Consider the following 25,917-nt stretch of genomic DNA (forward strand, 5'->3'; position numbering starts at 1 on the left):
GTCGCTACGCTCCTCGCAATGACGGAGACGCTGGGCGCCACTTCAGCACGGGCTCGCGCGCCAGATCGCGCAGCAAGCGCTAACCTTGCTCTGGATTCCCGATCACTCGCTTCGCGAGCGTATCAATCAAACGCTTCCATATTACTCCATCACCGCCGCTTTCAGAATGCACACCATAGTCGCCTGCGCCTGCGCCTTGCCGATATTGCGGATGATGTGCGGACGGTCGCAGCGATAGCGCAGCGTCTCGCCGGCCTTCACCGTCTCCTTGACGCCGGCGACCTCCACCTCCAGCTCGCCCTCGCGCACCGAGAGGCTTTCGACCGAGCCGCGCTGATGGGCGTCCGATTCGAGCGTCCCGCCCGGATCGGCGGAGAGCTCGTAGGATTGCAGCCATTCGACCGTCTTGATCCAGCCGATGATCGCCAATCGGCATTTGCCGTCGTCGGAGACGAGGATCGGCGTATCGGCTTTGCTGGTCTTTTCGAGGAAGGGCTCGTCTTCCGTCGTTTGAAGCACGCGCTCGATCGAGACGTCGAGCGCCTGGGCGAGGCGCCAGATGGTGGCGAGCGTCGGGTTCGTCTCGTTTCGCTCGATCTGGCTGATGATCGACTTGGCGACGCCCGACTGCTGAGACAATTCCGAGAGCGAGAGATTATAGGCCTTGCGTAGCCGCTGAACGGTGGCGCCGAGCTGACCCGAGAGCGCCAGCGCGCCCGCTTCGAGAATCTTGTGTTTTTCTTTCCCTTCGACGCCCATTGCGTTCACGCCGCCCCGGCCGGCTCCCTGTTTTGAGTCGGCCGGCATAATATCCGCTTTTGTTCGAAATATCGAACGCGGCATGCAGGCGCTGTGTAAATTTCAGACGCCGATTGGCTTTAGCCGTCAGGCCGCGACTTGCGCCGGGTAGCCGGCGTCTGTGATGGCTTTCGCCAGCGCCTCGGGGTCCTTCGGCGCCGGGGAGACGTCGACCCTGCCGGTCGCGAGATCGACCTTCACATCCGCGCCGGGCTCGACCGCCTGCACCGCTTTGGTGACATGTTTGACGCACATGTTGCAGGTCATGTCTTGCACATTGAAAGCCGTCATTCTTTCCTCCTTGTTGTCCTGTTTTACGGGCGCAGCCGCCGCCTCGTCATTGCGAGCGGAGCGAAGCAATCCAGAGCCGAGATGAGTCTCCTGGGTCGCGTCGTCGCTACGCTCCTCGCGATGACCGGGAGGCGTCTCGGCGATGACCGGCGGCTTGAACCGGCGCAGGCGCAGCGCATTGGTCAGCACGAAGACGCTCGAAAGCGCCATGGCGCCGGCGCCGAGCATGGGCGAGAGCTGCACGCCATTCACCGGATAGAGCGCGCCGGCCGCGACAGGCACGAGCAGCGCGTTATAGCCGAAGGCCCAGAAGAGATTCTGCTTGATGTTGCGCATCGTCGCGCGCGACACCGCCAGCGCCGCCGGCACTTTGGCGAGATCGCCCGACATCAGCACGACGTCGGCGGCTTCGATGGCGATGTCCGTGCCCGTGCCGATGGCGACGCCGGCGTCCGCCGCGGCGAGCGCCGGGGCGTCGTTCACGCCGTCGCCGACAAAAGCGATTTTTTCCGTTTCGCGCAGCCGTTCGAGCGCGGCGACCTTGCCGTCGGGCATCACGCCCGCGATCACTTCGTCGATGCCGAGGCGCCGCGCAATGGCGTTGGCGGTGCGCGCCTCGTCGCCGGTGATCATGGCGGTTTTGACGCCGATGGCGTGCAGCGCGTCGATCGCGGGCTTGGTGGTGGGCTTCAAATCGTCGGCGACACAGAGGATCGCCCGCGTCTCGCCCTCCACCGCGAGATAGAAAGGCGTCTTGCCCTCGTCGGAGAGCGCGGCGGCGTCTGTCTCGAAGGCCGTCGTATCGAGGCCCAGCGAGGCCATGTAACGCGCGGCGCCGATCGCGACCTTCCGCTTATCGACAAGGCCGGCGACGCCCATGCCTGAAACAGACTCGAACTGCTCGGCCGCTGGTACAGCTAGCCCACGATCCTTCGCGGCGGCGACGATCGCCGCGCCGACGGGATGCTCCGATTGCGCCTCGACGCTCGCTGCAAGCCGCAGCAGCGCCGCTTCGTCTTCGCCGGGCGCCGGGATCAGATCGGTGAGGCGCGGCTTGCCGAAGGTCAGCGTGCCGGTCTTGTCGAAGGCGATGAGCGTCACATCCTGCAAGGTTTGCAGCGCTTCTCCCTTTCGGAACAGCACGCCCAGCTCCGCCGCGCGCCCAGTGCCGGTCATGATGGCGGCCGGCGTCGCGAGCCCCATGGCGCAGGGGCAGGCGATGATGAGCACGGCGACGGCGCTGACCAGCGCATAAGTGAGCCGCGGCTCGGGGCCGATCGCCATCCAGACGACGAAGGTGATCGCAGCGATGGCGAAGATCGCCGGCACGAAGACGGCGGTGACGCGGTCGACCATCGCCTGAATCGGAAGCTTCGCGCCCTGCGCCTGCTCCACCATGCGGATGATGCCGGCGAGGACCGTATCGGCGCCAACCCGCGTTGCGCGGAAGGAGAAGGCGCCGGAGCCGTTCACCGTCGCGCCCGTGACAGTGGCGCCGATGGTTTTCGCGACGGGCGCGGGCTCGCCCGTCACCATGGATTCGTCGACATAGGATGAGCCTGCCGTCACGACGCCGTCGGTGGGGATACGCTCGCCCGGCCGCACCAGCACGATATCGCCGACGCGCACGTCGTCGATGTCGACATCGGCCGTGTCGCCGTTGCGATCGACGCGCGCGGTCTTGGGCTGCAATTTTGCAAGCGCGCGAATGGCTTCCGAGGTGCGGCCCTTGGCGCGCGCTTCGAGAAACCGGCCGAAAAGGATCAGCGTCACGATGACGGTCGCGGCCTCGTAATAGACATAGACCGCGCCGGCCGGCAGAAGCTGCGGCAGGAAGGTCGCGACGAAGGAATAGAGATAGGCGCTGAGCGTGCCGACCGCGACGAGCGCATTCATATCCGGCGCGCCGCGCAGCAGCGCCGGAACGCCTTTGACGAAGAAGACAGCGCCCGGCCCGAAGAGGACGAGCGTCGCGAGCAGGAAGGAGAATTGGCGCACCAACTCCTCGCCGATCGTCATCATCGTCCAATGATGAAAAGCGGGGACGAGATGCCCGCCCATTTCGACGATGAACAGCGGCGCGCTCAGTACGGCGGAGAGGATGAGATTGAAGCGCAGCGTCTTCATCTCCGCCTCGCGCCGCGCGCGTTCGCGGTCGGTCGCGCCGGCGTCGGTCTCGATGCGGCGCGGCTCATAGCCAGCCTCCGTAATGGCGCGACGCAGGCGCTCGGCGAGGCCGGGGCCGGAGAGGGCGCGCACGCTCGCGCGCTCCGTCGCGAGATTGACGCTCGCCTCCAACACGCCCGGAACGCCTTTGAGCGCCTTTTCGACATGGGCGACGCAGGAGGCGCAGGTCATGCCGCCGACGCCGAGCTCGATCGTCTCGATGACCGGCTCATAGCCGGCGTCGGCCACCGATTTGGCGATCACGGCGGGGTCGGCGCCCGGCGCCAGCGCGACATCGGCGCGTTCGGTCGCGAGATTGACGCTCGCCGAGGCGACGCCGGGCGTGGCGGTCAAGGCTTTCTCGACATGGGAGACACAGGAGGCGCAAGTCATGCCGCGCACGTTGAAATCGAACCGCGTCGTCTCGGCGCTCAACTATTCCTCCTTCAAAGCCAGCGACGCGTGCGCGCCCTATAGGCCTGGTAATCGTTTCCAAATTTTGCAGCGAGATGCCGCTCCTCCGGCTCGACGGCGAGCTTCTGGAGCCCGAAGGCGAGAAGCGGCGTCAAAAGCACGGTGAAGGGCGAGCCGATGAGAAGCCCGACGCCCAGAACGACCGCGATATGCGAGATGTAGATCGGGTTGCGCGACCAGCGGAAAGGACCGTCCGTCACGAGATGCGCGGCGGCGCGGTGCGGCAGGATCGTCGTCTTGTGACGCGCAAAGGCTTGGGCGCACCAAATATCATTGGCGAGCGCGAGCGCGATAATAACGCCGCCGAGGAGCCGGGCGCCGGGGAAGGCGACAAGCCCCACCAAGGCGCCGCCGCTCGCGCGGTCGAACGCGAGACCGGCGAGAATCGTCAGCGCAATCAGGATCGGCGGCCAGGGCGCGCGGGCGGGCGGGGCGTCGGGAGAGGGCATGATCGGAACTCCGAGCGCCCCTAACATCGCGAGACGCGCCCGAATTTTCAACCCCGCGCCCAAGCCGGAGCGCCCCTGGACCGCGGGCCTTCAGGCCCGCATTCTTGGAGCGAGCCTGAAGGCTCGCGGTCCCGAGGCGCGCGGTCCATTGACCCCATTCGCGCCAGTCTTTACCAACCCCCTCGAAATCAGGGAGCGACACGTGGCGGAGACGCTCGAGCCTTACAAGGCGGACCTTGCCGGCCTTGCCGCGCGCGACCGGCTGCGGACGCTCGCGCCGCGCGCCGGGCTTGATTTCGCCTCCAACGACTATCTGGGGCTTGCCGAATCGCGCGAGCTCTCGGCCGCCGCGGCGGCTGCGGTCGCGCGCGGCGTTCCCGTGGGCGCCGGCGGCTCGCGGCTGCTGCGCGGCAATCACCCGGAGCACGAGGCGCTGGAGGCGCAGGCTGCGCGCTTCTTCCACGCCGAAAGCGCGCTGTTCTTCGGCGCAGGCTTCTCGGCCAATGAGGCGCTGCTGTCGACGCTGCCGCAGCGCGAGGATATGATCTTCTACGACGCGCTCATTCATGCGAGCGCGCATGATGGCATGCGGCTCTCCCGCGCGCCCTGCGCCGCCTTCGCGCATAATGACGTCGGCGCGCTCGGCTACGCGATTGTTGGCTGGCGCGCGAAAGGCGGCAAGGGGCGTCCCTGGATCGCCGTCGAAAGCCTCTACAGCATGGATGGCGACATCGCGCCGCTCCACGAGCTGATGGCCTTGGCCGACCGCCATGAAGCCTTTCTGCTGATCGACGAAGCCCATGCTACCGGCGTCTATGGTCCCGGCGGGCGAGGCCTCGCTGCGGCCCTTGAGGGGCGTGAAAATGTGATTTCCGTTCATACCTGCGGCAAGGCGCTTGGCGCCTCGGGCGCGCTCGTCTGTCTTGCGGCGCCGCTGCGTGATTTTCTGGTCAACCGCTGCCGTAATTTCATCTTCGCGACAGCGCCCTCGCCGCTTGTCGCGGCTTGCGTGCGCGGCGCCTTGAAGATTGTCGAAGGCGCCGACGACCGCCGCGCGGCCTTGCGCGATCGCGTCGCGCTTGCGGGTCGCGAGTTGCAGCGTCTGTGCGACGTCGCGCCGTCTGGCTCGCAGGTGCAGCCTGTCATCGTCGGCGCGGACGCTTTGGCGATGTCGCTCGCGGCGCGGATGCGCATGCGTGGCTATGATATTCGCGCCATCCGCCCGCCGACCGTGCCGGAGGGGACGGCGCGTCTGCGGCTGTCGCTGACGCTCAACGTCAGCGCAGCGCAGACCACGCAAATGATCTCGGATCTTGCCGAAGAACTCGCGAAGGCGAAGGCGTGACGCGCCGCTTCGTGATCGTGGGGACGGATACGGGCGTCGGCAAGACGATCTTCTCGGCCGGGCTCGTGCAGGCGCTCGGCGCCTCTTATTGGAAGCCCGTGCAGGCGGGTCTCGACGAGGAGACGGATTCGCAGACTGTGGCGCGGCTCTCCGGCGCGCCGCAAGAGCGCATTCTTCCCGAAGCCTGGCGCTTACGGCTTCCCGCCTCGCCGCATATCGCCGCGCGAGCCGAGGGCGTGGAAATCTACGCCGCAAACCTCGCGCCGCCAGATGTCGCGGGGCCTCTCGTCATCGAGACGGCAGGCGGCGTGATGGTTCCGCTTACGGATAATATCCTGACGATCGATGTTATGACGCTTTGGCGCCTGCCTGTCATTTTGGTGGCGCGCACGCGGCTCGGTACGATCAATCATTCGCTCCTGACGATCGAAGCCTTGCGCCATCGCGATATCGCCATTCATGGCGTCGCCTTCGTAGGCGAGGAAGAGCGGGCGGCGCAAGATACGATCGTGCGCATCGGCGAGGTGAAGGCGCTCGGGCGCCTGCCGCGCCTTCCCGTCTTGTCGAAAGAATCGCTGCGCGCGGCTTTCGACGCGGCCTTCTCGCGAACGGATTTCGAATAGATGAGCATCGTCACCGATTCGCCTGTCTGGCGCCCATTCACGCAACACGCCTTGCAACCGGGCGCCTATAAGATTGCGCATGCCGAAGGCGCGTGGCTCACGGCGGAAGACGGAACGCGCTTTCTCGACGCCATCTCATCATGGTGGGTGATCACCCACGGTCATCGTCGCCCGGAGATCATGGCGGCGATCCGCAAGCAGACCGAGACGCTCGATCAGATCATCTTCGCGGGCTTCACCCATGAGCCTGCGGAAGCGCTGGCGCGCCGCCTCGTCGAGATCACCCAGCCGGGGCTCGATTACGTCTTCTACTCGGACAGTGGCTCGACGTCGGTCGAGGTGGCGATCAAAATGGCGCTCGGCTATTGGCGCCATCGCGGCGAGACGCGCGCGCGCGTGATCGCGCTGGAGCACGCCTATCACGGCGATACGGTCGGTACGATGTCGGCCGGCGCGCGCTCGGTCTTCAACGCGCCTTACGAGCCCTTGCTCTTCGACGTTGCGCGCGCGCCATTTCCGCATGCGGGGGCCGAGCAGGAAACGCTCGACGCGCTCGAGAAGTTTTGTCGCGAGGGCGCGGCGGCCTTTATCGTGGAGCCGCTGATCCTCGGCGCCGGCGGCATGTTGACCTACAGCGCGCAGGTGCTGCGCGAGATGAAGCGCATCTGCGAAACATATGGGACGCTCTTCATCGCCGATGAAGTGATGACGGGCTTCGGCCGCACCGGAACGCTCTTCGCTTGCGAGCAGGCAGATATCGTCCCCGACATCGCCTGCTATTCGAAGGGCCTCACTGGCGGCGCCGTGCCGCTCGCCGTCACCATGTGCAAGCGCGAGATTTACGAAGCGCATTATGCGCGGGATCGCGCCCGCGCCTTTTTCCATTCGAGCTCCTATACCGCCAATCCGATCGGCTGCGCCGCCGCTTTGGCCAATCTGGAAGTATGGGAAAAGACCGACGCGCGCGCGCGCGTCGCAAATCTCTGCGCCATGCAGGCCGAACGCGCCGCGCGTTTTGCGCAAGACTCACGCTTTTCGTCAGTGCGTCAGCTCGGCACGATCGTGGCGCTCGATATGACGGTCGCGCAGAGCGGCTATCTCGCCACCATCAGCCTCGATCTCATGCGCTTTTTCAACGCGCGCGGATTGCTGCTGCGCCCGCTCGGGCCGACAATCTATGTGCTGCCGCCTTATTGCGTGACGGGCGAGGAGCTGGATCTTGTTCACGCGGGGATCGACGAGGCGGCGCGCCAATTCGGAGGTTGACCCCCTCCCTGTCCCTCCCCCGCTTTCGCGGGAGAGGGGACGCTCACGATCAGCGTTGTCGATGAAGGACGCGCTCTGCTCCCTCTCCCGCGGGAGGGCTGGGGAGGGGGCCTACGCCTGCTCCTCATTGGCAGGCGCCTTGGGCCGCGCGAAATATTCGTCGCGCAGCGCGCGGCGCAAAATCTTCCCCACATTGGTTTTCGGCAAGGAATCACGAAACTCGTAGAAGCGCGGCACCTTGTAGCCGGTGAGTCGCTCATGGGCGAAGCGGCGCAGCTCGTCGGCTGTAAGGCTCGGATCGCGTGCCGTGACGAAGGCCATGGGCGCTTCGCCGGAATGGGCGAAGGGCACGCCGATGACGGCGACTTCCTTCACCTTCGGGTGTTCGGCGAGCGCCGCCTCCACCTCATTGGGATAGACGTTGAATCCCGAGACGAGAATAATGTCCTTCAGGCGATCGACGATCTTGAACATGCCGTCCGGCTGCATGACGGCGACGTCGCCCGTCTTGAAGAAGCCGTCGGAGGTCATGGCCTTGGCGGTCTCGTCGGGGCGGCGCCAATAGCCCGGCGTCACCTGCGGGCCGCGCGCCCAGAGCTCGCCGCGCTCGCCAAAGGGCGCCGCGTCGCCATGCTCGTCGCGCAGCGTAATCTCGGTCGAGGGAAGGGGGTAGCCGATGGCGCCGGTGAACTCCGCAATGTCTGCGCGGTTGACGGTCAGGATCGGCGACGTCTCGGAGAGGCCGTAGCCTTCGACGATCGGTTTTCCGCTTATCGCCTTCCATTTTTGCGCGACGACCTGCTGTGTCGACATGCCGCCGGAGATGCTCATCTTGAGATTGGAGAAATCGACATCCCTGATACGCGGGTGATCGGCGAGAGCTGCATAGAGGGTGTTCACGCCCGAGAAGACGGTGAAGCGGGCGTTGCGCACCGTCGCGATAAGCCCCTTGAGGTCGCGCGGATTGGCGATGAGCAGGCAGCAGCCGCCCGCCCGCATCGTCAGCATGCAGCAGGCCGTGAGCGCGAAGATGTGGTAGAGCGGCAGCGCCGTCACCATCACATGCGGGCCGGTCGGCCCGAGATAGGAGTCGAGCCAGGCCCAGGTCTGCTCGACATTGGCGGCGACGTTGCGGTGGAGCAAAATTGCGCCCTTGGCCACGCCGGTGGTGCCGCCCGTATATTGCAGAAAGGCGACGTCCTCGGGCGCGATTTGGGCCGGCGTGAACGGACGCTTGCCGCCTTCGCGCAAAACCTCGGCGAAGGACAGGCTTTCCGCAATTGCATAGGCGGGAACCGCCCGCTTGATCTGCCGCGAGACGAAATTCACCAGGAAGCCTTTCAGCCCCATGAGATCGCCGGGCGCGACGATGATCGCCCGTTCGACTTTCATGCGCGGCCAGGCGGCTTGCGCGGTATGTGCGAAATTTTCGAAAACGAAGAGGAAACGCGCGCCCGCGTCGTTGATCTGGAATTCGAGTTCGCTCGGCGTATAGAGCGGATTGACGTTCACGACCACGCCGCCCGCCAATAAAACGCCGAAGAGGATCGCCGGATAGGCGAGAACATTGGGCGACATGATCGCGACGCGATCGCCTTTCTCCAGCCCTTGTCTTTGCAGCCAGGACGCGACGGCTTCGGCGGCGCGGGTCAATTCGCGATAGCTGAGCCGTGCGCCGAAGCTTTCCATCGCGGGGCGATCGGCATAGGCGGCGGCGCTTTTGCGCAGGAGATCGACGAGGGTCGAACGGCCTGGGTCGATCGTGGCCGGAACGCCCGCCGGATAGGAAGCGAGCCAGGGCCGCGTCGCATAGGGGTCGTGCTGTTGCTCTGGGCTCGTCATTTTCCACCCTCGAAAAAGGAATCTGGCAATTCGAACGGTCTGGCGCCGAATCGTTTTCTGCAATCAAAATAGCGCGTGTGTCAGGCGTTTAACGGCGACCGAGCCGCGAGAATTGTGCTGCGGCGCACGAAATTTACGATGCGCTGCAAGAAGCGCCCATGCCGGCGAGCAATGCGAGGCCGAGGCCAAATACCAGAAGCGCGGCGAGAAGCTCGGCCGTGCGCGCCACGATCGCCATGCGCCGCGCGCCGCCGCCGCTGACGCGCAGCGCCAGATCCTTGGCGTAGACGGCGACGGCGGCGAGCGCGCCGGTCGTCACGGCTGTGCCCGCCGACATCGCCAGAACCGCGCCGGCGCCTGCCGCGAGCGTCTCCTGCGACAGCGTGAAGACCAGAATAAGAATCGCGCCGGAGCAGGGCCGCAATCCCGCCGCGAACACGGTCGCAAGAGCGTCTCCCCAACGAAAGCCCGGGCCGGACAGCGTCGCTGGATCAGGCGCGCAGCCGCAGCTTGGACCATGCGTGTGGCTGGGATCGTCGATCGCTTCGCACAGGAACCGGCTGGAGCCGCTCGCAGCGGCGACGGCCACGGCCGGTTGGCGCAGAGCGGCGAGAAGGCCAGAGCCTTTGGACCATAGGAGCTTCGCGCCGAGCGCGGCGATGGCGAGATAGCTCGCGATTTCGATGACGCGCGCGGCGTTGGTCATCTGCCCCGCGGTGGCGCGAAAGACGACCGCCGCGACGAGAACCAGCGCAATCGCCACCACGCCCTGCAGCAAAGCGGCGAGGGCGGCCAGCGTCAGCCCGCGCTTCAGTTGCACTTCCTTGGCGACCATATAGGAGGTCAGCACGGCCTTGCCGTGGCCGGGTCCGGCGGCGTGAAAGACGCCATAGGCGAAGCTTGCCGCGGCGAGGGCGAGAAAGGCGCCGGGGTCGGTTTTCAGCGCGCGCGCGGCCGCCTGCAGCTCGGCGTTGAACTTGCCTTGCCATGCGAGCATGAGGCCAGCGAAGCCCCCGGCGCCGCAGGCCGTCTCGCCGGCGCCAATGGCGAAGGGATGGCGCTGGGCGGCCGCGGGCTCGATCGCGCAGACCGCGAGCGCCAGGACAGCCGCCGCAAGGAACCCCAACCGCCGCGGCGTCACGGGCAGGCCACGATGGCGCGGGTCGCGAGCTTCACGCCGAAATCGGCGCCGGGCGACATGTTCTGGAAAAAGGCTTCACTCAGCTTCTGATTATCCGTCGCGACGAGCGGCGCTGGCTCGACGAGGCTGATCGAACAGCCGCTCGGCGCTTGCGCGAGCTTGACGGGGTCTTTCTTCTCAAAGGCGAAGGCGACGAAATAGGTCGGGTCATAGACCTGAAAAGAGAAGGGTTTTTTCGCGGGGACAGGCGTCTCGAGCGGCAAGAAGAAATGCAGCGTCACGATCTTCTTGTCGTTCGCCTCCAGATAGACGCCCTCCGGCGGCTTGAAGGCGGCCTTGGCGCCGTTCTGCTTCGCATAGGTGAAATAGTCGAATTCGGCGAGCGACTCGACATTGGTCTTGGCGAGCGGCGCAAGCTCCTCCCGTGTGGGCGGCTTGCCGTCCTTGCCGAGCCCCTGGACGGCGAAGGCCGAATACATTTCGTCGAATTCCCAGGCGTGGCGCACGCCGAGAATCTTCCCCTCGGGGCCGAAGACCGTCTCGCTGCGGACGGCGACCCAGACATGCGGGTGGGCTTGCGCCACGGCGACCCAGGCCAGGGCCAAAGCGGAAAGGATCGAGATTTTGAGGGGCTTCATGTCTGTTCCGACTGAGCGGGATTTCGGAAAAGCGCCATGCGATTTCCGATAGAAATCCTGCCGGTCAATGAGAATCTAGCAGCCATTCCGTTGGGCGCCAACGGAATGGCTGCTTAGGGCCGGAAATCGGCGAAAACAGGGCGCGGCGCCAGCGCCTGTGCGTCTCTCTATATGGGTTCTTGAAAACATTATTCGCTCTGTCATAAAATACGAGCATGGAGAGCCGCGCCTCCCTGGGGCGCCAGCGGATGGCCATTGGATGAGAGATAGGCGGCGGCTCGCGCCTTGCGATTGGGCTCTCGGAGAGAGGGCTTCTATGCTCGTTCCTAGTCGTCATTGCGTTCGTCGCGCGTAAGCCAAGCGCGCGCCCTTTCGCGCAGGAGAGTTGTTGTATGGCGGATCACGTCGCCGGCGCCTTGAACCCCGGCTCCGCCTTCGCCGAGGCTAGGCTCTCGGACCGTTTCGACCTTGCCCGAGACCGCGTGCTGATCACCGGCACGCAGGCTATTGTGCGCCTGCTGTTGATGCAAAAGGAGCGCGACCGCCGCGCCGGGCTCAATACCGCGGGCTTCATCACCGGCTATCGCGGCTCGCCGCTCGGCGGCGTCGACGCGCAGATGCACAGGGCGAAAGCCCTCTTCGACGCCAATGACATTCTCTTCATGCCGGGCCTCAACGAGGATCTCGCCGTCACCGCCGTCTGGGGCGCGCAGCAGGCCGAGATGCGCGGCGAAGGCAAGTACGACGGCGTCTTTTCCATCTGGTACGGCAAGGGGCCGGGCGTCGACCGCAGCGGCGATGCGCTCCGCCACGTCAATCTCGCGGGCGCATCGCGTTTTGGCGGCGCGCTGGCGCTCATGGGCGACGATCACACCGCTGAATCTTCGACGACCGCGCACCAATCGGACTTTCACTTTGTCGATGTGATGATGCCGATCCTCTCGCCCGCCGGCGTGCAGGAGATATTGGATTACGGCGTTTACGGCTTTGCGATGTCGCGCTTCGCCGGCGTGTGGGTCGGCTTGAAGCTTCTGAAGGACACGGTGGAGTCGACCGCCTCGATCGACGCGTCTCTCGATCGCGTGCAGCCGATCATCCCGGAGGATTTCGTCCTGCCGCCCGGCGGGCTGAACATCCGCCCGGGCGATCCCGTGCTCGCGCAGGAGGAGCGGCTGCAGGAAAGCAAGCGCGACGCCATGCTCGCCTTCATCCGCGCCAATCGTCTCAATCGCATCATCACCTCGGGCGGCGCTAATCCCAAGATCGGCGTCATCACCGTCGGCAAGTCCTATCTCGACGTAAGACAAGCGCTCGACGATCTCGGCATCGACGAGGCGCGCGCCAATGATCTCGGCTTGCGTCTCTATAAGATCGCCGCGCCCTGGCCGCTCGAACCCAAGGGGTTGCACGACTTCGCGCGTGGCCTCGACCTCATCATGGTCGTCGAGGAGAAACGCTCGCTCATCGAGGTGCAACTGCGCGAGGAGCTATACGGCTCGGCGCATCAGCCCGTCTGCATCGGCAAGAAGGACGAACGCGGCGAGTGGCTGTTTCCCGTAAAGGGCGCGCTCGACGCCAATGACATCGCCATCGCCATCGGCCGGCGGCTGCTGAAATACCATCCCTCCGAAGAACTTGAAGCGCGCGTGCGGCGGCTGGAGCGCTTGCAGGACCGGCGCAAGACGATGACCGACGTTACCTTGCGCGTGCCGCATTTCTGCGCCGGCTGTCCGCATTCGACCTCGACCCATGTGCCGGAAGGCGCGCGCGCCTATACGGGCATTGGCTGCCATTACATGGCGCAATGGATGGGCCGCTCCACCGAGGGCTACACCCATATGGGCGGCGAGGGCGCCAATTGGATCGGCGAGGCGCCCTTCTCGACGCGCAAGCATATGTTCCAGAATTTGGGCGACGGCACCTACAATCATTCGGGGTCGCTCGCCATACGCTTCGCCGTCGCGGCCAAGACCAACATCACTTTCAAGATTCTCTACAATGGCGTCGTCGCCATGACCGGCGGCCAGAAGCACGAAGGCGAGCTGACTGTCGAGGCGATCGTGAGTCAGGTCGCCGCGGAAGGCGTGGAAAAAATCGCGCTCGTGTCCGACGAGCCCGAAAAATACCCGCCGAGCATCGCCTGGCCGCCGGGCCTCACCATCCACCATCGCAACGTCCTCAATGAGGTGCAGCGCGAGCTGGCGCAGACCGAGGGCGTTACGATCCTCATCTATGATCAGACCTGCGCGACCGAGAAGCGCCGGCTGCGCAAGCGCGGGCTCTTCCCCGATCCCGACGCGCGCGTCATCATCAATGAGCTGGTGTGCGAGGGCTGCGGCGATTGCGGCACAGCGTCGAACTGCGTCGCCGTGCAGCCGGTGGAGACCGAATTCGGCCGCAAGCGCCGCATCGACCAATCTGTCTGCAACAAGGATTTCTCCTGCCTGGAGGGCTTCTGCCCGAGCTTCGTGACCGTGCATGGCGGGCGCATGAAGAAGGCGCCGCTGCCCACCAAGGAAGACGCGAGCGGCCAGCCGGCGCTTCCCGAGCCCACGATCGCTGACATCGGCGAGACGCCTTACGGCATTCTCATCGCGGGGCTCGGCGGCACGGGCGTCGTGACGATCTCCGCCCTTCTCGGCATGGCGGCGCATCTCGAAGGCAAGGGCGTCGGCGTCATCGACATGGCCGGCCTCGCGCAAAAGGGCGGCGCCGTCTATTGCCATGTGAAGATCGGGCGCACGCCCGCCGAGGTGCACGCCATCCGCATCGCCGCGGGCGAAGCGAATTTGTTGCTCGGCTGCGATCTGGTCGTCGCCGGCGCCAAGCACGTATTGGCGACCGTGGAGCAGGGCAAAACGCATGTGCTCGTCAACAGCGCGGAGGTCTTCCCCGGCGATATCGAGCGCAATCCCGATTTCATTCTACCGTCGGAGGAGGTCAGGCAGGCGATCCGCCGCGCCGGCGGGCCCGACGCCACTTTCATCGACACGACGGCGCTCGCCCAGACACTGCTCGGCGACTCCATCGCCGCTAACGTCTTCATCCTCGGCTACGCCTGGCAGAAAGGTTATCTGCCGCTCTCGGAAGCCGCCATCCTGCGCGCGATCGAGCTTAACGGCGAATCCGTGCCGATGAATCATTCGGCTTTCCTCTGGGGCCGCCGCGCCGCGCATGACATGAAGAGCGTCGAGGCGGTCGTCGAATCGCTGCAACGTCCGACGCAGACGCGCGAGCGTTCCAAGACGCTCGAAGAGGTGATCGAGCGCCGCGCCGCCTATCTCACCGATTATCAGAACGAGGCCTATGCCGAACATTACCGCGCCCGTGTCGCGGCGGTCGCCCAGCTCGAAAAGGCGCGCGTTCCCGGTTCGCAGCAATTGACCGAAGCCGTCGCGCGCTATCTCTTCAAGCTCATGGCCTTCAAGGACGAGTTCGAAGTCTCGCGCCTTTATACGACCGAAGCTTTCCAGCGCCAGCTTTCGGAGACCTTCGAGGGCGACCTCAAGCTCGAACTGCATCTCGCGCCGCCGATCCCCTTCCTGCAGCGGAAGACGGACTTCGGCGGTTCGCGCAAGATCACCTTCGGCCCCTGGATGTTCAAGGTGATGCAGGTTCTCGCCAGACTCAAATGGCTGCGCGGCTCCTTCTTCGACTTCACGCGCTTCAATCATGATCGCATCGTCGAGCGGCGGCTGCTGGCGGAATATGAAGCGCTGATCGACGAGCTTCTGACCGCGCTGACGCCCGAGAACCATGCCGTCGCGGTGGCGCTCGCCCGCGTTCCGGAGAAAATCCGCGGCTTCGGCAATGTGAAGGCGCGCCATATCGCGGCCGCCGACGCCGAGCGCGAGAGGCTCCTCGCCGAGTTCCGCAGCCCGGCCGCCGTGAAGCTCGCCGCAGAGTGAAAGCCGCAGTGAAATTGGCTGGCAATCCGAGAACATCCCCGCCGTCATTGCGAGGAGCCGAAGGCGACGAAGCAATCCAGCGCCACGACGCGGCCCCTGAATTGCCGCGCTTCGCTCGCAATGACGTGGGTCGCCGCCGCATCCTTCTGCTGGCCGGCACGAGCGAGGCGCGTTCGCTCGCCGAGCGCATTGCGGCCGAGGCGCGCTTTGAGGCCATCGCGTCGCTCGCCGGCCGCACCAGCGCGCCCATCGCGCTCGCCTTGCCGACGCGCGTCGGCGGCTTTGGCGGGGTAGAGGGGCTGAAGCGTTATCTCGTCGATGAGCGCATCACGCATGTCGTCGACGCCACGCATCCTTTCGCCGCGCAAATCTCCGGGAACGCACAGGCCGCCTGTGACGCGCTCGGCCTGCCGCTGATCGTCTACGCGCGAGAGCCTTGGCGTTCCATAGCCGGCGATCGCTGGATCGAAGTCGACAGCAACGCAGCGGCGGCGCAAGCGCTCGGCGCTGCGCCCCGCCGCGTCTTTCTCACTATCGGCCGGCAGGGCGTCGCGGATTTTCGCGCCGCGCCCCAGCATGCATATCTGCTGCGTGTGATCGAGCCGCCCGAAACAAGCGACCTTCCGCCTAAATGCGCGGTGATGTCCGCGCGCGGCCCGTTCACGCGCGCCGATGAAATCGCGCTCATGCGCGAAAAACGCATCGATGTCGTCGTCAGCAAGAACAGCGGCGGCGCGCTCACCTACGCCAAGATCGAAGCGGCGCGCGCGCTTGGGTTGCCTGTCGTTATGATCCAGCCGCCGCCGCGCGCGGGCGTCGCCGTCGCGCATAGTATCGACGCTGTCATGGCGCTGCTCGCGTCATGAGCCGGGTGTTGATGATTCAGGGGACGGGTTCCGACGTCGGCAAGTCGCTCATCGTCGCAGGGCTCGCGCGCGCCTTCGTCAATCGCGGCCTCAGGGTCGCGCCCTTCAAGCCGCAGAACATGTCGAACAATGCCGCGGTGACGGCCGATGGCGGCGAGATCGGCCGCGCCCAGGCGTTGCAGGCCCGCGCGGCAAGGCTGGCGCCCACCGTCGACATGAATCCGGTGCTGTTGAAGCCGCAGGGCGTGAATGGCTCTCAGATCGTGGTGCGCGGCGTGATTGCAGGCCAGGCGAAGGCGCGCGAGTATCAGGACTGGAAGCCGCGCCTGAAGCCCGCGGTGATGGAAAGCTTCGCGCGCCTCAAGGCGCAAAGCGACCTCGTCATTGTCGAAGGCGCCGGCAGCGCGGCGGAGATCAATCTGCGCAAGAACGACATCGCCAATATGGGCTTTGCGCGCGAGGCCGATGCGCCCGTCATTCTCGTCGGCGACATCGACCGTGGCGGCGTCATTGCGCAGCTCGTCGGCTGCAAGGCCGTGCTCGATCCGCAAGACGCGGCGATGGTCCAGGGCTTCATCGTGAATAAGATGCGTGGCGACGCCTCCCTGTTCGATGACGGCATGCATTTCATCGCGGCGCGCACCGGCTGGCGGGCTCTGGGCCTCGTTCCCTATTTCGAGGCCGCCACAAGGCTGCCGGCCGAAGACGCCTTCGGCTTGCGCGCCGCGCGCGGCAACAAAAGCAATGGCGTCGTCGTCGCCGTTCCACTGTTGCCGCATATCGCAAATTTCGACGATCTCGATCCGTTGAAGGCGGAGCCGGGAGTTGATCTGCGTCTCATTCAGCCCGGCGCGCCTTTGCCCGCGGAGGCGGCGCTCGTCATTCTTCCGGGCTCCAAGGCGACGATCGCCGATCTCGCTGCGCTACGCGCCAATGGCTGGGATATTGACCTTCTTGCGCATGCGCGGCGCGGCGGGCGCGTCTTCGGCATATGCGGGGGCTATCAAATGCTCGGCCGCATGATTTGCGATCCGCAGCGCATGGAAGGCGATGTGGCGCAAGCGGCAGGGCTCGGCCTGCTCGACATAGAGACGACGCTCACGGAGAAGAAGACGCTCACAAGCGTCGTGGGCCAAGCGATCCCCTTCGCTGCGCCCTTTCGCGGCTATGAGATGCATGTGGGCGAGACCTCAGGAGAAGATTGCGCGCGGTCGGTCTTGCGTTTCGATAACGGTCGTCACGACGGCGCCATGTCGCGCAATGGCCTCGTCATGGGCGCCTATGTGCACGGGCTCTTTTCCGACGACAGCTTTCGCGCGGCGTTCTTGCAATGGATCGGCGCCGAGGCGTCGCCGCTGCATTTTGAGGACATGATCGAGGAAACACTCGATGCGCTCGCGGCGCATTGCGAAACGCATATCGATCTCGACGCCTTGTTGGAGATTGCGCGATGAGCGCGCATGCCCCGCTTTCGTCCCCGATTGCGCATGGCGGGCGCCTCGACGCTGCGCGCCGCGCTTTTCCACATGCGCCCGAGCCGTGGATCGACCTCTCGACAGGGATCAATCCCAATCCCTACCTCTTGCCGGTGATCGCGCCCGAAGCCTGGATGCGGCTCCCTGATGAGGCGGCTTTCGCAAATCTGGACGTCGCCGCGCGCGCGGCTTACCGCGCCCCGCAAGATAGCGCGATCGTCGCGGGCGCCGGCGCGCAGGCTTTCATTCAGTTGCTGCCGCGCGTGTTTCCGGCCCATCGCGTCGGCGTGCTGGGCTTCACCTATGCGGAGCACGGCGCCTGCTGGGCCGCGAACGGCGCGAAAGTCGAGACGGTCGCGACGATCGAAGCACTCATGGGTTTCGACGTCGCGGTCATCGTCAATCCGAATAACCCTGACGGCCGCATTCTTCTCCCGCGCGACCTCGGCCCGCTGGCGCAAGAGATGACGCGCAAGGGCGGATTGCTCGTCATCGACGAATCCTTCATGGACTTCACGCCTGAGCACAGCGCGACGTCGCTCGCGTTGCTGGAAGGCGTGGTCGTGTTGCGTTCGTTCGGAAAGGCCTATGGGCTTGCCGGCGTGCGGCTCGGCTTCGCGCTATGCGCGCCCGCCCGCGCGGCGATTCTGCGCGCGGCGCTCGGTCCCTGGGCGGTCTCCGGCCCTGCGCTCGCGATTGGCGCTGAAGCGCTCGCCGATGTGCGATGGCGCGCCGCCGCCGCCGCCGGCTGCGCGGCCGAGGCCGAGCGTCTCGATGCGGCGCTGGCGCGCGCCGGGTTTGAGCTCCTCGGCGGCGCGTCGCTGTTTCGACTCGTCCGTCACGGCAAGGCGCAACATTGGTTTTTGCGCCTGTGCGAGAAGGGCGTCCTTGTGCGGGACTTTCCCGAGCGGCCGATCTGGCTGCGGTTCGGACTCCCCGGGAGTGAGGCGGCCTGGGCGCGGTTAAACGCCGCATTGGAGACCGGCTAATGGCGGACAATCCGCATGATAAGCCGCCTTTCGACGCGGCCGAGGCCGAGCGCGACATCGGCGCCGCCGCGCCTTTTGACGAGGCCGAACGCGCGGCGGTTTATCGCGCGATCTATACCCGCCGGGACGTGCGCAATGAATTCCTGGAGGACGACGTCCCACAGGATTTGCTGATTCGCATTCTCGACGCGGCGCACCACGCGCCCTCCGTCGGCTTCATGCAGCCGTGGAATTTCATCGTGATCCGTGACAATTCGGTGCGCGGCGCGGTGCATGAAGCCTTTCTGCGCGGCGCGCAGGCCGAGATCGACATGCTCGATCCCGAGCGGCGCGCGCATTATCGCAATCTCAAGCTCGAAGGCATTTTGAAGTCTCCGGTCAATGTCTGCGTCACATGCGACCGCAACCGCCACGGCCCAACCGGGCTGGGGCGCACGCAACAGCCCAACACCGATCTCTTGAGCACGGCTTGCGCGGTGCAAAACCTCTGGCTTGCGGCGCGCGTCGAAGGCGTCGGCGTCGGTTGGGTCAGCATCATGCGCGAGGAGGAGCTGCGCTCAATTTTGGGAATCCCGGACGAGATTGCCGTCGTCGCCTATCTCTGCGTGGGATTTATCGAGCGCGCCTATCGGCGCCCGGAGCTCGAAGTGAAACGCTGGGCGTCGCGACTGCCGCTCGAAAGCCTCGTCTTCGAAGATCGCTGGGGAGCGCCTTGTCCGTTCACAAAGGCGCCTTAAATTTCCGTAATAAATCCTTCAGCGAAGGGTCATTCGGCTGTCAACCGCACCTTTAAGCGACGGAAACGACGCTGATTGGAGCGCGGCAATAACCGAAAGATAATCGCGACGCTCCATGTGATGAGCAGCGGAGACCACAAAGATGGCGACGGCGCGATTCGAGCAGCTTTTCGACAAAACATTCCCCATTGCGAATAATTTGATCCTCACCGTGACAGAAGTGCCCGAATGTGAGGAAGAGCTGATAAAGCTGCTCGAACGCGCCATGCGACGGGGCTTCGACAATCACGCGCGCCTCACGCAGATCCAACTGCCGATGGAGCGCTTCCCTTTCATGGATTCAAAGTTCTGGCACGTGCCGGTCGAGGATTGCGGCGAGGCGCAGGTGCTGCGCTTTTTCTTCGAACAGCCTGAGACCGAGGCGCATTGAGCGCGCGCTCTCGCATCGCTTCCGTTTGAACAGCACGCATTGGGCCATGTCATTCCCCGCGGGCTGAAAGCCCGACATGATTTTGCCCAGAGCCCGTCATTGCGAGCGAAGCGAAGCAATCCAGGGCGGCGATGCGGCTCTGGTGCGTCGTCGGCTCCGCCTCCTCGCAATGACGGCGGTGATTCCCTGTGTCTCCAAACGGCGCGAGCATCGGGAATGACGTAAATCAATTGACCGCTTTATTCTGCGGGCGCCGCCCGCTCGCGCGCAAATGATTCTTCGCGGGGTTTGCGACGCAGCTTGCTCATCAAGAGATAAATGACCGGCGTCGAATAGAGCGTCAGCACTTGGCTCAGCAGCAGCCCGCCGATGATCGTAATGCCGAGCGGGCGGCGCAGCTCGGCGCCGATTCCCCCAGCAAAAGCGAGCGGTAGCGCGCCGAACATGGCGGCGAGCGTCGTCATCAGGATCGGGCGGAAGCGTTCCTTCGCCGCCTCCAGCGCCGCGTCGTGGATGGACAATCCGCGCTCGCGCTCGGCATGGAGCGCGAAGTCGACGAGCATGATGCCGTTCTTTTTCACGATGCCGATCAGCAGCAGAATGCCGATAAAGGCGATCACGGTGAATTCGACGCCGAAGGCTTCGAGCGACAGAAGCGCGCCCAGGCCCGCCGAAGGCAGGGTCGAGATGATCGTGACGGGATGCACGAGGCTTTCATAGAGAATGCCGAGGATGATGTAGACCGCGAGCAGCGCGGCGAGAATGAGCGTCGCCATGCCGCGCGCCACCTTGCGGAAGTCTGCGGCGTCCCCAGCAAAACCGGTACGCAAGCCGCTCGGCGGGTTCATCTCCTCGACAGCTTTTTCGACGGCAGCGGTCGCGGCGTCGAGGGTGGCGCCCGGCGCGATATTGTAGGAGATGGTGACGGCCGGCAGCACGCCCTGATGATTCACGACGAGCGGCATCGAGCTGCGTTCCACGCGCGCGAGAGCCGTCAGCGGAATTTGCGCGCCAGAGGCGCTCGACACATAGATCCCGGCGAGGTCGCGGATGTCGCGCTGACGCGACGGCGGCGTCTCGAAAATCACGCGGTACTGGTTGCGTTGTGTGTAGATGATCGTGTCCTGCCGCTGTCCGAAGGCGCTGTTGAGCGCATTGTCGATGGCGGCGATCGGCACGTTCAGGCGCGAGGCGGCGTTGCGGTCGATGATGAGCTGGGCGCGCAGCCCGCCGACCTCTTTGTCGGAGGTGACGTCGGCGAGCTGGGGCAGTTGCTTGAGCCGCGCGAGAACCTTCACGCGCCATTCCTCGAGTTCGTCGAGCGAGGCGTCGGACAACGTGAACTGATATTGCGATTTGCTGACGCGGCCGCCCGAGCGCAGATCCTGGGACGGCACCATATAGACGCTGACGCCCGCAATCTTTGCGAAGGATACGCGCAGCCTGTCGACGACTTCGCGGCTCGACGACTTGCGTTCGTTGATCGGCTTCAGGGCGACGAAAAGGCGCCCCTGATTCCCCGACGCGGTGAGAGAGTTGGCGCCGATGAAGGAGCCGACATTGGCGACGTCCGGATCATTCATCAAGACATCGTTCACCTGCCTTTGCAGCCGCACCATCTCCTCGAAGGAGACGTCGGGCGCGGCTTCCGACGTGCCATTGATGAGGCCGATGTCGTCCTGGGGAAGATTGCCCTTCGGGATCGTCCGGTAGAGCTGCACGGTCCAGAGCACGGAGACCAGAATGACGACGAGCGTGATCCAGGGATGGTCCACGACGGGCCGCAAGGTGCGCGCATAGAAGGAGACAATTGCATCGAGCCCGTTCTCGACCAGGCGATCGAAGCGCGTCTTGTGATCGCGCTTCGGCGCCGGCAGCCAGGCGCAGATCATGGGCGTGACGGTCAGCGACACCACCGTCGAAATCAGGATGGCGAAGGTGAGCGTCACCGAGAATTCGCGCAAAAGCCGCCCGATCACGCCTTCCATGAAGAGCAGCGGGATAAAGACGGCGATGAGCGACATGCTGATGGAGACGACCGTGAAGCTGATTTGCTTCGAACCTTCGAGCGCCGCCTGTAAGCGGTTGAGGCCGCGCTCCTGATAGCTCTCGATATTTTCGATCATCACGATTGCGTCGTCGACGACGAAGCCGACGGCGATGGTGAGCGCCATCAGCGACAGATTGTCGATCGAGAAACCGGCGAGCCACATGGCGGCGCAAGTGCCGACGAGTGACAGCGGCACTGTGATTCCCGCGGCGATGACGGGCGTCGCGCGACGCAGAAAGAAAAACACCACCATCATGACGAGCCCGACCGAGATCGCGAGCGTCAGTTGGATGTCGTGAATGCTGGCGCGAATGGTCTGGGTGCGGTCGGCGAAGACGTGGATTTTGATGCCGGCGGGAATCCACTGCTGCATTTGCGGCAGCAGCGACTTGATATGGTCGACGGTCTCGATGACATTCGCCGACGGCTGCTTGGTGACGATGATGATGACCGCGGGCTTGCCGTTGAACCAGCCGGCGGACATGCGATTGCGCACGCCCCGCTCCACTCTGGCGACGTCGCCGAGCTTCACGATCGCGCCATTGCGCGACGCGACGACGATGTTGCGATAGTCTTCCGGCGTCGAGAGCTGGTCCGTCGTATCGAAGGTGATCTCCTGCGATCCACCCGAGAGCGCGCCGACGGCGGCATGCGCGTTGGCGGCGAAGAGCGCCTTGCCGACCTCGTTGACGCCGAGATTCATTGCGGCCAAGCGAGCCGAATCCACTTGCACGCGAATGGCCGGCTGCTCCGCTCCGGCGATGCGCGCCTCGGCGACGCCGGGCACCTGCGAGATGCGTTGAGCGATCACCGAATCTGTGGCGTCGAAAATGGCGCTGGTGGGCAGCGTGTCGGACGTCAGCGCCAGCACCAGGACGGGCATGGTGGATTGGCTGGCTTTGCGAAAGCTCGGCGCAGTGGGCAGGTCGGTCGGTAGATCGACGAGGGCGGCGTTGATCGCCGCCTGAACGTCGCGGGCGGCGGCGTCGATATTCTTGTCGATGTCGAATTGCGCGATGATCTGCGTGCTGCCGAGCGAACTCGTCGACGTCAGCTCGTTCAAGCCCGATATGCCGGAGAGGCGCCTTTCGAGTGGCGCGGCGACGGAGGCGGCCATCGTCTCCGGATCGGCGCCGGGACGCGACGCGCCAATGCCGATCGCGGGGAAATCGACGGCAGGCAGGCTTGCCACCGGCAGGAAGAAATAGGCGACGGCCCCAACCAGGAAGAGCGCGGCGCCGAGGAGCGTGGTGCCGACCGGCCGGCGGATGAAGGGCTCGGAAACATTCATTCCGCCGCCTCCCGCCGCTGCAAGGTCTCCCTCGCTCTTTCCTCGAAAGCCTCCGCTTCGTCATCTTGCCGCGGCTTCATGAAGCGATGGCGCAGCCGGTCGACCTGCAGATAGATGACCGGCGTCGTGTAAAGCGTCAGCGCCTGGGAGAGGAGCAGGCCGCCGATAATCGAGACGCCGAGCGGAATGCGCAATTCGCTGCCCGGCCCGGTCGCGAGGGCGAGCGGCAGCGCGCCAAAGAGCGCGGCGAGCGTCGTCATCATGATCGGCCGGAAACGCATATGCGCGGCATGGACGATGGAGTCGCGGGGCGACATCCCTTCGTCGCGCTCCGCCTCGAGCGCGAAGTCGATCATCATGATCGCGTTCTTCTTCACGATGCCCATGAGCAGCACGATGCCGATCAGCGCCACGATCGACATATCGATGCGAAGGATCATCAGCGCAAGCAGCGCGCCGACGCCCGCCGACGGCAAAGTGGTGAGCACGGTGAAGGGATGGGCGAAGCTCTCGTACAGAACGCCGAGCACCACATAGATGGCGATGATCGCCGCCAGAATGAGCCAGGGCTCGCTCGCGAGCGATTTGTTGAACTCGGCTGCGTCGGCGCTGAAGACGCCGATGATCGACGAGGGCATGCCGATCGCCGTCTGCGCCTGGGCCACCAGCTTCACCGCGTCGCCGAGCGCGACGCCGTCGGCAAGATCGAAGCTGATGGTGGACGCGGGGAACTGATCCTGATGCGCCACGGAAAGCGGCGCGGCTTTGTTCTCGACGCGCACGAAGGTCGCGACCGGCGTCTGCGGCCCGCCGCCGATCGGCGCCACATACAGCTTCTCCAGCGCCGACATGTCGCGCAAATATTGCGGCGCGGCCTCCAGGATGACGCGATATTGGTTCGACTGCGTGTAGATGGTCGAAATCTGCCGCTGGCCGAAGGCGTCGTTCAGCACATTATCGACGTCCTGCGCCGAAATGCCGAGCCGGCCCATCTTCTCGCGATCGATCTTCATCAGCGCGCGCAGTCCGCCGTCCTGCGTCTCGGCGGCGACGTTCTTCAGCCCAGGCGTCCCGCGCAATTCGTCGACGAGGCGATTGGACCAGCGCAGAAGCTCGCCCGCGTCGGCGGAGGTCAGCGTATATTGATATTGCGAGCGGCTCGGCCGCGTCGTGATTTGAATGTCCTGAACGGGCTCGACGAAGAGCGAGACGCCGGGAACCTTCTCGCCGGCGGTTTTCAAACGATCGGCGATCGCGTCGGCGCTCGTGTCGCGAATCTCGCGGCTGCGTAGCGTCACGGTGAGGCGGCCCACATTCGTCGTGGCGTTGAGCGGGCCGACGCCGAGCACGGAGGTGACGCCGGTCACTTCAGGGTCTTTGCGGAAGACGTCCGTCACCTGCGCCTGCAGCGCTTTCATGCGCTCGAAGGACGCGTCGGGCGCAGCCTCCATGACGACGCTCAGCACGCCCGTGTCCTGGCGCGGCAGGAAGCCTTTCGGAATGACGATGTAAAGCGCCACCGTCAAAGCGAGCGTGCCGGCGGTCAGCGCGAGCATGAAAGTCTCGCGCTTCAGCGCCCAGTCGAGCGAGCGATAATAGAGGCGGTCGAGCCACAGAGACACGATCTCCCATGTCGAATGCGGGCGCGTCGGCGCGCTTTTGAGCAGCACCGCGCAGAGCATGGGCGTCAGCGTGAGCGAAATGACCGCCGAGATGACGACGGCGATGGAGAGCGTCAGCGCGAATTCCCGGAACATGCGCCCGACGATGCCGGTCATGAACAGAAGCGGGATAAATACGGCGATGAGCGAGACCGTCAGCGACACCACCGTGAAGCCGATCTCGCGCGCGCCGTCGAGCGCCGCCTGAAGCGGCTTCTTCCCGTGCTCGATGTTGCGCACGATGTTCTCGATCATCACGATGGCGTCGTCGACGATGAAGCCCGTGCCGATGGTGAGCGCCATCAGCGAGAGATTGTCGAGCGAGAAGCCCATTCCCCACATGACGAAGAAAGTGGCGATGATCGACAGCGGCAGGCTGACGCCGGCGATGAGCGTCGCCCGCCAACTGCCCAGGAACAGCAGCACGACGGCGACGACGAGGCCGCCGGCGATGAAAAGCGTCATCTCCACTTCGTGGATCGAGGCGCGGATCGTATCGGTTCGGTCGTTGACGATGTCGAGGCTCATGCCGGCCGGCAGCTCGCCGCGCAGCTTCGGCAGCGCCTCTTTGACGAGCTCCACAGTCGCGATGATATTGGCGCCCGGCTGGCGCATCACGTCGAGCACAATGGACTGCTCGCCATTGTACCAGCCGCCGACGCGGGCGTTTTCGAGTCCGTCCGCGACCTTGGCGACGTCGCGCAGCATCACCGGCGAATTATTGCGCCAGGCGACGATGATGGTCTCATACTGCTTGGCTTGAAGAATCTGGTCGTTGGCGTCCAGCGTGTAGGACTGCCGCTTGCCGTCGAGCGACCCCTTGGCGCCGGCGTTGTTGGCGGCCGCGACCGCCTGGCGCAAATCCTCCATGCCGATGCGATTGGCGGCGAGCCGCGCGAGATCGGCCTCGATGCGCACGGCGGGGCGCACGCCGCCCTGCACCGACACGCGGCCGACGCCGGAGACCTGAGAGAGCTGCGGCGCAATCAGCGTGTCGGCGAGATCGCTCAAATCGCGCAGCGTCGCGGTTTTGGAGCGCAGCGTGAGGGTCAGAACCGGCGTGTCGGCCGGGTTCACTTTGGCGTAGACGGGCGGGTAGGGGAGATCGCGCGGCAGTGTCGAGGCGGCGGCGTTGATCGCCGCCTGCACGTCCTGCGCGGCGGCGTCGATGTCGCGGTCGAGGGCGAATTGCAGCGTGACCTGAGACAGGCCGAAGGAGCTTTGCGACGACATGCCGGCGAGCGAGGGAATCTGCCCGAATTGACGCTCGAGCGAGGCCGTCACCAGCGAGGCGATCGTGTCGGGATTGGCGCCGGGAAGCTGCGTCGTAACCTGAATGGTCGGAAAATCGACCTGCGGCAGCGGCGAGATGGAAAGACGCGAATATCCCAGCAGGCCGAACAGCAGGACGGCGAAGGCCATGAGCGAGGTCGCCACCGGCCTGTTGATGAAGGGCGCCGAAATATTCATGCCGCTT

The 25,917-nt window shown here is 65.1% G+C and carries 17 protein-coding genes; 9 read left to right on the forward strand and 8 right to left on the reverse strand.

The genetic code is table 11. From position 1 onward, the window contains the following. Positions 1-141 precede the first annotated feature (141 nt). The 3 genes from QMG84_RS02300 to QMG84_RS02310 all read right to left on the reverse strand — a co-directional run bounded on the left by QMG84_RS02300 (position 142) and on the right by QMG84_RS02310 (position 4,178). Entirely contained in the window at positions 142-759 is a 618-nt protein-coding gene (locus tag QMG84_RS02300) for a helix-turn-helix domain-containing protein (protein WP_281932077.1), read from the reverse strand. A 126-nt stretch (positions 760-885) separates the two neighbouring features. Then, positions 886-3,648: a heavy metal translocating P-type ATPase gene (locus QMG84_RS02305; protein ID WP_281932078.1), complete on the reverse strand. Its 2,763-nt coding sequence runs from the start codon at positions 3,646-3,648 to the stop codon at positions 886-888. Between the two features lie 53 nt (positions 3,649-3,701). Next, the gene (locus tag QMG84_RS02310) at positions 3,702-4,178 is read right to left on the reverse strand and encodes a methyltransferase family protein (RefSeq protein ID WP_281930184.1); all 477 of its coding nucleotides are present in this window, start codon (positions 4,176-4,178) and stop codon (positions 3,702-3,704) included. A gap of 202 nt (positions 4,179-4,380) precedes the next feature. Between QMG84_RS02310 and QMG84_RS02315 the strand changes: the two genes are divergently transcribed. From QMG84_RS02315 to QMG84_RS02325, 3 genes are read left to right on the forward strand one after another with little or no spacing between them, the layout of a single operon-like run. Continuing rightward, on the forward strand, positions 4,381-5,523 hold the full coding sequence (locus tag QMG84_RS02315) for an 8-amino-7-oxononanoate synthase (protein WP_281930186.1): 1,143 nt from the start codon (positions 4,381-4,383) through the stop codon (positions 5,521-5,523). Further along, on the forward strand, positions 5,520-6,146 hold the full coding sequence (gene bioD, locus QMG84_RS02320) for a dethiobiotin synthase (protein WP_281930188.1): 627 nt from the start codon (positions 5,520-5,522) through the stop codon (positions 6,144-6,146). The genes QMG84_RS02315 and bioD overlap by 4 nt, the downstream gene beginning before the upstream one ends. Further along, entirely contained in the window at positions 6,147-7,412 is a 1,266-nt protein-coding gene (locus QMG84_RS02325; RefSeq protein WP_281930190.1) for an adenosylmethionine--8-amino-7-oxononanoate transaminase, read from the forward strand. Between the two features lie 111 nt (positions 7,413-7,523). Here the strand turns inward: QMG84_RS02325 and QMG84_RS02330 are convergent, their stop codons facing one another. From QMG84_RS02330 to QMG84_RS02340, 3 genes are all read right to left on the reverse strand, one after another. Then, positions 7,524-9,254, reverse strand: coding sequence for an AMP-binding protein (locus tag QMG84_RS02330; protein WP_281930192.1), 1,731 nt, complete (start codon positions 9,252-9,254; stop codon positions 7,524-7,526). A gap of 133 nt (positions 9,255-9,387) precedes the next feature. Continuing rightward, positions 9,388-10,395, reverse strand: coding sequence for a nickel/cobalt transporter (locus QMG84_RS02335; protein WP_281930194.1), 1,008 nt, complete (start codon positions 10,393-10,395; stop codon positions 9,388-9,390). Further along, the gene (locus tag QMG84_RS02340) at positions 10,392-11,033 is read right to left on the reverse strand and encodes a DUF1007 family protein (RefSeq protein ID WP_281930196.1); all 642 of its coding nucleotides are present in this window, start codon (positions 11,031-11,033) and stop codon (positions 10,392-10,394) included. The genes QMG84_RS02335 and QMG84_RS02340 overlap by 4 nt, the downstream gene beginning before the upstream one ends. A gap of 392 nt (positions 11,034-11,425) precedes the next feature. Between QMG84_RS02340 and QMG84_RS02345 the strand changes: the two genes are divergently transcribed. From QMG84_RS02345 to QMG84_RS02370, 6 genes are all read left to right on the forward strand, one after another. Next, positions 11,426-14,941 (forward strand): indolepyruvate ferredoxin oxidoreductase family protein, encoded by a 3,516-nt coding sequence (locus tag QMG84_RS02345; RefSeq protein WP_281930198.1) that lies wholly within the window; start codon positions 11,426-11,428, stop codon positions 14,939-14,941. A gap of 101 nt (positions 14,942-15,042) precedes the next feature. Next, positions 15,043-15,807, forward strand: coding sequence for a cobalt-precorrin-6A reductase (locus QMG84_RS02350; RefSeq protein ID WP_281930200.1), 765 nt, complete (start codon positions 15,043-15,045; stop codon positions 15,805-15,807). Continuing rightward, positions 15,804-17,261, forward strand: a complete 1,458-nt coding sequence (locus tag QMG84_RS02355; RefSeq protein ID WP_281930202.1) for a cobyric acid synthase — start codon at positions 15,804-15,806, stop codon at positions 17,259-17,261. Before QMG84_RS02350 ends, QMG84_RS02355 begins: the two co-directional genes overlap by 4 nt. Next, the gene (cobD, locus tag QMG84_RS02360; protein WP_281930204.1) at positions 17,258-18,271 is read left to right on the forward strand and encodes a threonine-phosphate decarboxylase CobD; all 1,014 of its coding nucleotides are present in this window, start codon (positions 17,258-17,260) and stop codon (positions 18,269-18,271) included. The genes QMG84_RS02355 and cobD overlap by 4 nt, the downstream gene beginning before the upstream one ends. Continuing rightward, a complete protein-coding gene (gene bluB, locus QMG84_RS02365) occupies positions 18,271-19,008 on the forward strand; it encodes a 5,6-dimethylbenzimidazole synthase (RefSeq protein ID WP_281930206.1) in 738 nt (245 codons plus the stop codon). The genes cobD and bluB overlap by 1 nt, the downstream gene beginning before the upstream one ends. Positions 19,009-19,150: 142 nt before the next feature. Beyond that, on the forward strand, positions 19,151-19,438 hold the full coding sequence (locus QMG84_RS02370; RefSeq protein WP_202070678.1) for a hypothetical protein: 288 nt from the start codon (positions 19,151-19,153) through the stop codon (positions 19,436-19,438). Positions 19,439-19,677: 239 nt separating this feature from the next. On the opposite strand, the gene QMG84_RS02375 is transcribed toward QMG84_RS02370, so the two are convergent. Both QMG84_RS02375 and QMG84_RS02380 read right to left on the reverse strand, forming a co-directional pair. Further along, on the reverse strand, positions 19,678-22,779 hold the full coding sequence (locus QMG84_RS02375) for an efflux RND transporter permease subunit (protein WP_281930209.1): 3,102 nt from the start codon (positions 22,777-22,779) through the stop codon (positions 19,678-19,680). Further along, on the reverse strand, positions 22,776-25,910 hold the full coding sequence (locus tag QMG84_RS02380; RefSeq protein ID WP_281930211.1) for an efflux RND transporter permease subunit: 3,135 nt from the start codon (positions 25,908-25,910) through the stop codon (positions 22,776-22,778). The genes QMG84_RS02375 and QMG84_RS02380 overlap by 4 nt, the downstream gene beginning before the upstream one ends. Between the last annotated feature and the right edge of the window lie 7 nt (positions 25,911-25,917).

Origin of the sequence: Methylocystis iwaonis, assembly GCF_027925385.1 — a bacterium.
GTDB lineage: Bacteria > Pseudomonadota > Alphaproteobacteria > Rhizobiales > Beijerinckiaceae > Methylocystis > Methylocystis iwaonis.